Below are 6000 nucleotides of genomic sequence, written 5' to 3' on the forward strand. Positions count from 1 at the left end.
CCCGCATCATCAGCTTGGAAGGCTGAGGTAATAGCCATTATACGATGCACGCAACACGTAACTCTGTTTGAGCTATTTAACCTTTAGAATATGGTGGAGAGGGACGGATTCGAACCATCGAAGGCAGTGCCAACAGATTTACAGTCTGCTCCCTTTGGCCACTCGGGAACCTCTCCAAATTTTGAGCTTTCTCTCGCTTGCCTTATAGGAAGGGAGAAAGTGGTGCCGACTACCGGAATCGAACTGGTGACCTACTGATTACAAGTCAGTTGCTCTACCTACTGAGCTAAGTCGGCACAAGTGGGGCGCATTTTATTGAATGATTTTCCACCTTGCAATAGTAAATTGAAAAAAAGTGCAAAATTCTCTGACCAAACTCCTACATACGGCTATTTAGCTCAAGGTTTACGTCTTTAACCCGCATCTAGTACAGGAAGATATTTTATTTATCTATCGCTTGATGTATTTTCCATGCACTTGTTTTGTTATCCACTATAGAGTTTTGTATGAGCCCATTTATGTCATTTGACCGCGAACGTTGGTCTGAGCTAAGGAATTTAGTTCCGATGACACTTTCTGAGAGCGACTTAAAAGAGCTTCAAGGCATCAATGAAAAGCTCACAATGGAAGAGGCAGTAGAGATCTATCTACCGCTATCTCGTCTATTGAACCTCTATGTGGCAGCCAGACAGAATAGAAACTCGGTACTCCACCAATTTCTAGATAAGAAAGAGAAAGCGCCACCTTTTATCATCGGTATTGCGGGTAGCGTAGCTGTTGGCAAAAGTACCACTGCGCGTCTGCTTAAAGCCCTACTCTCTCGCTGGGAAAACCACCCAAAAGTTGAACTAGTGACAACCGATGGCTTTTTATATCCAAACGAGGTGTTAGAAGAGAAAGGGTTGATGAGCAAAAAGGGCTTTCCTGAATCTTACGATATCAAGCGTTTAGTGAACTTTGTTTCGGATGTAAAAGCTTGCAAGAGAAATGTCACAGCCCCTGTTTACTCGCATCTTACGTACAATATTACTGATGACGTTAAGTGCGTCGACCTACCAGATGTGCTTATTATTGAAGGGCTTAATGTTTTACAAACCGGAATGAATTATCCACACGAGCCACATCGCGTGTTTATTTCAGACTTCCTTGATTTCTCACTCTATGTTGACGCTGATAGCCAACAAATCAAAGAATGGTACGTCAATCGCTTTATGAAATTCCGCGATGGCGCGTTTACTAAGCCTGGCTCTTACTTTAGTCATTACACTAAATTATCGAACCAAGCCGCATTGGACAAAGCAGAAGGTATCTGGAGTTCAATTAATGGCTTGAACCTTGAACAAAATATCCTTCCGACAAGAGAAAGGGCTCACCTGATTCTACGTAAAGGCGCAGATCATATGGTTGAAGAAGTGTTACTAAGAAAATAGTAACGCCTTAGTCGCCTTTTCTTAGCGATATCTCGCCACCAATATAGCTCTCGACACCATTCTCAGTTTTGAGCAATACAGCACCTTGTTCATCGATGCCTTGAACAACACCTTCAATTTCTCTAGGTCCAATGATCAATCTAACATTGCGACCTAAGAAATTATCCAAGCGGTTCCAACGCTCTAAAAAATTGGACATTCCTTTCAACTCGTAGTCGACAAGTGACTTATCCCAAGCATTGATCAGAGCCTGCGCTAACTGGTTACGGTCTGGCACCTTCCCATCACACACTTCTTTAAGGGAAGTCCATGGCTGGCCAATACCTGATGTTGTTGGATCCATGGATAGGTTTAGCCCTAAACCAATCACAATATGCGCAGCGCCACCAGACTGTCCTGACAGCTCGACCAAGATACCTGCAAGCTTCTTGTCATTGTGGTAAAGGTCGTTCGGCCATTTAAGCTTTACACCTTCTACGCCCATCTCTTCCAAAGCTTCAACAACAGCTACACCAACCACAAGGCTTAAGCCCATTGCGGCAGCCATCCCCGCGTCGAGTCTCCAATACATTGAAAGATAGAGGTTTGCACCAAATGGTGATACCCACTCTCGTCCACGGCGTCCACGACCCGCAGCTTGATATTCAGCAATACAGACAGAACCCGATTCGAGGGTGTTAGTGCGCTCTAATAGGTGTTGGTTTGTAGAACCTATGATGGGAATGAGTTCAAGAGAAGCATCGCGACTAACTGCAGACAATTTGTCTTGGTCAAGCATATCCAAACGACTGGCTAGTTTGTAACCCTTGCCTTGTACTCGGTAGATATCTAAACCCCACTCTTGAATACCTTTAATGTGCTTACTGATAGCCGCTCGTGATACGCCAATCATTTCACCTAGGTCTTCACCTGAATGAAACTCACCGTCAGCAAGACATCTCAATAGTGCAAGCTTGGTACTGTGCTCTCTCATGCCAATGACTCCAAAGCCTTATCCAGGTTTGTCTCGCAGTCTCGTCCCATAAAGCGCACTTCATGTTCCAATCGAATATCGAATTTATTCAAAACGGACTGGCGCACTCGCTCTGCAAGCTTAAGGATATCCGCAGCAGAAGCCTCATCATAATTGATAATAACCAATGCTTGGTTGGGGTGAACCTGAGCGCCACCTTCTGTCACACCCTTGAACTGGCATTGATCAATCAGCCAGCCAGCAGCAACTTTGATCATGTCATTACTCTCATAACCAACCATATTTGGATATAGAGCTAACAAGCGATCAAAATGATCTTTGGTGATCACAGGGTTTTTGAAGAAGCTACCCGCATTCCCTTGTACTCTAGGGTCTGGCAGCTTACTTGAACGGATAGCACACACTTCATCAAATATAGTGCGAGGGGAGAGCGTATCGGCTGCTAGGCTTTTTAACGGGCCATAGTGATTGCATGGCTCCCACTCTTTCGGCAACGTTAAACCAATCGCAACAACAATCGCTTTACCGTAGAGAGCATGTTTGAAAATAGAATCTCGGTAACCAAAGAGACACTCTTCCTTGCTTAATCGCTTAACTGTATAAGTATCCAGACATAGGATATCAACATACTTGCATATATCTTGCAGTTCAACGCCGTACGCACCAATATTCTGAATCGGAGCAGAGCCTGAACAACCGGGTATCATTGCTAGATTTTCTAGACCACCCAGCCCTTTATCGACACTCCACTTAACCAAACTAGGCCAATCCTCACCACCATTAACATGTAGATGGTGATGGCTATCTGTCTCGGTTAACGTAATCCCGGCTAACTGGTTCACAATAATCAAACCTGCAAAGTGCTCAGTAAAAAGCATATTACTGCCCTTACCCAATATTAACTTTGGCAAAGTTGACCACTTAGGGTCTTGATAAACCGTAATCAGTTCTTCGATAGTCGTGACTTCAACCAACGCATCACAAGTCTGATCGATGGAAAAAGTATGAACGTTTTTTAAACTAGCATTGAGATGGAATTGCATGACGATATTCAATTAACTTACACTGCAACCATTCTACAGCAGATAAACCAGTGGCGCAGTGACTGAATGAACAATGTCATCATTACCCAATTAGACCCCGTTAAAGTTCCCCTAGTAAAACGTTTCTACAAGGAACATTATCCAACGGGGAAAGCCAATAAAAGTGAGCGTATCTACTCGTTACTAATGGATAACGAACTTTGTGGTGTCGTGCGTTTTCGGACGATAGAAAATGCTCGCTTGCTTACTGGAATGGCTATATCAAAAGAACATCGTGGTAAGCAATTAGGCTCTCAGCTTATGGATTATTGCGCTCAGCATACATTGACAGAAAACGACTACTGCTTTGCCTACGCTCACCTCACCAGCTTTTACTCACGACATCAGTTCGTACAGATCGCTCCAGAACAGCTACCCAATGGCTTAAGAGTTTTATATGAGCGCTATTCGAATAGTGGAAAAGATCTCATTCCTATGCATTTTCAGCAAAATTGTTAGAGAATGCCTCGATTATCTAGTATTTGATGCTATCCCTTTGGTAAAATTAAAGGTTCGCAATTTTGCATATTTTTAAGGTAAAACAGTCAATATGATTGCCAGTAGGAATCCATTCATACAGTTGCCAACCATAGCGCAGAATCCTGACAAGTTTGAAGTACTACTATCAGCGCAAGAGTTTCGAACTCGCCTACTTGATGAAATATCTCGCGCAACGACTCGTATTAGTTTAGTCGCTTTGTATCTTGAAGATGATGAGGCTGGCCGTGAGATCCTAACTGCCTTATATGAAGCAAAGCAAAAGAATCCAGAATTAGACGTGAGCGTTTGTGTCGATTGGCACCGGGCGCAGCGTGGATTGATTGGCGCAGAGTCTTCTGAAGGCAATGCAGCCATGTATAAAGAGTTCGCAGAGAAATATCAACATTCTGTGCCTGTCTATGGCATTCCCGTTCGCGGCAAAGAAGTCTTTGGCGTATTGCACTTAAAAGGCTTTATCGTCGATGATAGCGTGATATACAGCGGTGCAAGCCTTAACAATATCTATCTGAATTACCATGACCGCTATCGCTTTGATCGTTACCATGTTTTAAACAATGCAGCTCTTGCTGACTCAATGTTTGCCTACGTACACGAACAGATGGTTGCGGACAGCGCTGTTTATGACCTGGCTGATAAGAACAAGCCTGCGACCAAAGAACTGAAACCAGCGATTCGTCAGTTTCGAGCATCATTGGCAAGGTCTCAGTATCAATTCGAAGGGCAAGAGGTTTCAGCAGAGCAAGTGGCTGTAACACCATTGGTTGGTATCGGTAAAAGACGTAACCGTCTGAATCAGGGAATCAACCAACTCGTCGCTCAAGCTAAAGATGAAATCTTCATCTGCACACCTTACTTCAACTTCCCACCTAGCCTAGCTAAAGAAGTGAAGAAAGCACTTAAGCGTGGCGTAAAGGTCAGCATTGTTGTTGGTGATAAGACAGCGAATGATTTCTTTATCTCACCAGAAGAAGAGTTTAAAACGATTGGTGGTTTGCCATACCTTTACGAACTGAACTTACGCCGTTTCGCTAAAGCGAATGAAGCTCATATTGCTAGCCGTAATCTATCAATTCGACTTTGGCAACACGATTCCAATAGCTTCCACCTAAAGGGCATTTGGGTAGATAAGCGCTACATGCTACTAACAGGTAATAATCTAAATCCACGCGCATGGAAGTTGGATCTAGAGAACGGTATCTTTATCCAAGATAACTACCATCACCTAACAGACAAGTTTCAGGCTGAAGTGGATAACATCCTTCAACACACTCAGCTTATCTGTACTTATAAGCAGTTAGACAAGGTAGAGAGCTACCCGATGGAAGTTCAGAAGTTGATTCGTAAGATCACTCGTGTGAAAGCCGATAGGGTGCTTAAGCAAATACTGTAGTCGATGTATTAGAGACACTATTTATCAACGCCTAGCAAACGCTAGGCGTTTTTGTATCTACGAGATAGCTATTTAGGTTTGTTTGATGGTCTTTCGAATCAACATCTCTATTTATGCATAGTGAGTGTGATAGCTTGAAGTGTTAAGCATCCTACCTTTTACTTAGTCAGTCTCAGGGTTCCAGATACGTGTATCAGGTATGGTTTAGATAGCAGCTAAACGAGTACCAATACGAACATAATCGACAATTACCCTTTACGTATTCAAGCAATAAAGTCTCACTCCTTAGGGCGAAGTACGTACGCGATAGAGAATTTCACATAGTAAAACAATCAGATTAGTGCTCTGCTCTATTTAGCTTAAGAGTTAGAAGTGACCACCTATATTCCCAAGCAGCACCTCCCGATATATAGAGAAGTACTTCATAGCTAGCGATAAGGATCTACTACTAAAACCCAAAACACATACGCAGGAAACGATGAAAGCCTAGTCGTCAGACTAGGCTTTCTGATATGTGCCGGAATAGCATGAAGTGCAGGGGCTCGGTGCCTTTACAGCACTCATAATATCAATTAAAGTAAAAATGTGATCTAATTAAGATTGATGAATTATTGTGAAATTTAG

The 6000-nt window shown here is 43.1% G+C and carries 5 protein-coding genes and 2 tRNA genes; 3 read left to right on the forward strand and 4 right to left on the reverse strand.

Translation table 11 applies throughout. From position 1 onward, the window contains the following. Positions 1-91 precede the first annotated feature (91 nt). Together AB6E51_RS23845 and AB6E51_RS23850 are read right to left on the reverse strand one after the other, a co-directional pair. A tRNA-Tyr gene (locus AB6E51_RS23845) sits at positions 92-176 on the reverse strand. A 44-nt stretch (positions 177-220) separates the two neighbouring features. After that, positions 221-296: transfer RNA gene (locus AB6E51_RS23850), tRNA-Thr, on the reverse strand. Between the two features lie 210 nt (positions 297-506). Here AB6E51_RS23850 and coaA point away from each other — a divergent pair. Continuing rightward, positions 507-1430: a type I pantothenate kinase gene (gene coaA, locus AB6E51_RS23855; RefSeq protein WP_017066910.1), complete on the forward strand. Its 924-nt coding sequence runs from the start codon at positions 507-509 to the stop codon at positions 1428-1430. 7 nt (positions 1431-1437) lie between these two features. Here coaA and birA read toward each other — a convergent pair whose 3' ends face one another. After that, positions 1438-2403: a bifunctional biotin--[acetyl-CoA-carboxylase] ligase/biotin operon repressor BirA gene (gene birA / locus AB6E51_RS23860; RefSeq protein ID WP_017059800.1), complete on the reverse strand. Its 966-nt coding sequence runs from the start codon at positions 2401-2403 to the stop codon at positions 1438-1440. Then, positions 2400-3446, reverse strand: a complete 1047-nt coding sequence (gene murB, locus AB6E51_RS23865; RefSeq protein ID WP_372059109.1) for a UDP-N-acetylmuramate dehydrogenase — start codon at positions 3444-3446, stop codon at positions 2400-2402. Before murB ends, birA begins: the two co-directional genes overlap by 4 nt. A gap of 66 nt (positions 3447-3512) precedes the next feature. Here murB and AB6E51_RS23870 point away from each other — a divergent pair, with 66 nt between their 5' ends. Both AB6E51_RS23870 and pssA read left to right on the forward strand, forming a co-directional pair. Next, complete coding sequence (locus AB6E51_RS23870; protein WP_123306414.1) at positions 3513-3944, forward strand: GNAT family N-acetyltransferase; 432 nt, start codon at positions 3513-3515, stop codon at positions 3942-3944. Positions 3945-4035: 91 nt separating this feature from the next. Beyond that, positions 4036-5376, forward strand: coding sequence for a CDP-diacylglycerol--serine O-phosphatidyltransferase (gene pssA, locus AB6E51_RS23875; protein WP_029235079.1), 1341 nt, complete (start codon positions 4036-4038; stop codon positions 5374-5376). The last annotated feature ends 624 nt before the right edge of the window (positions 5377-6000 follow it).

Origin of the sequence: Vibrio sp. 10N.247.311.47 (genome assembly GCF_041467535.1) — a bacterium.
In the GTDB taxonomy this organism is placed as follows: domain Bacteria; phylum Pseudomonadota; class Gammaproteobacteria; order Enterobacterales; family Vibrionaceae; genus Vibrio; species Vibrio crassostreae_C.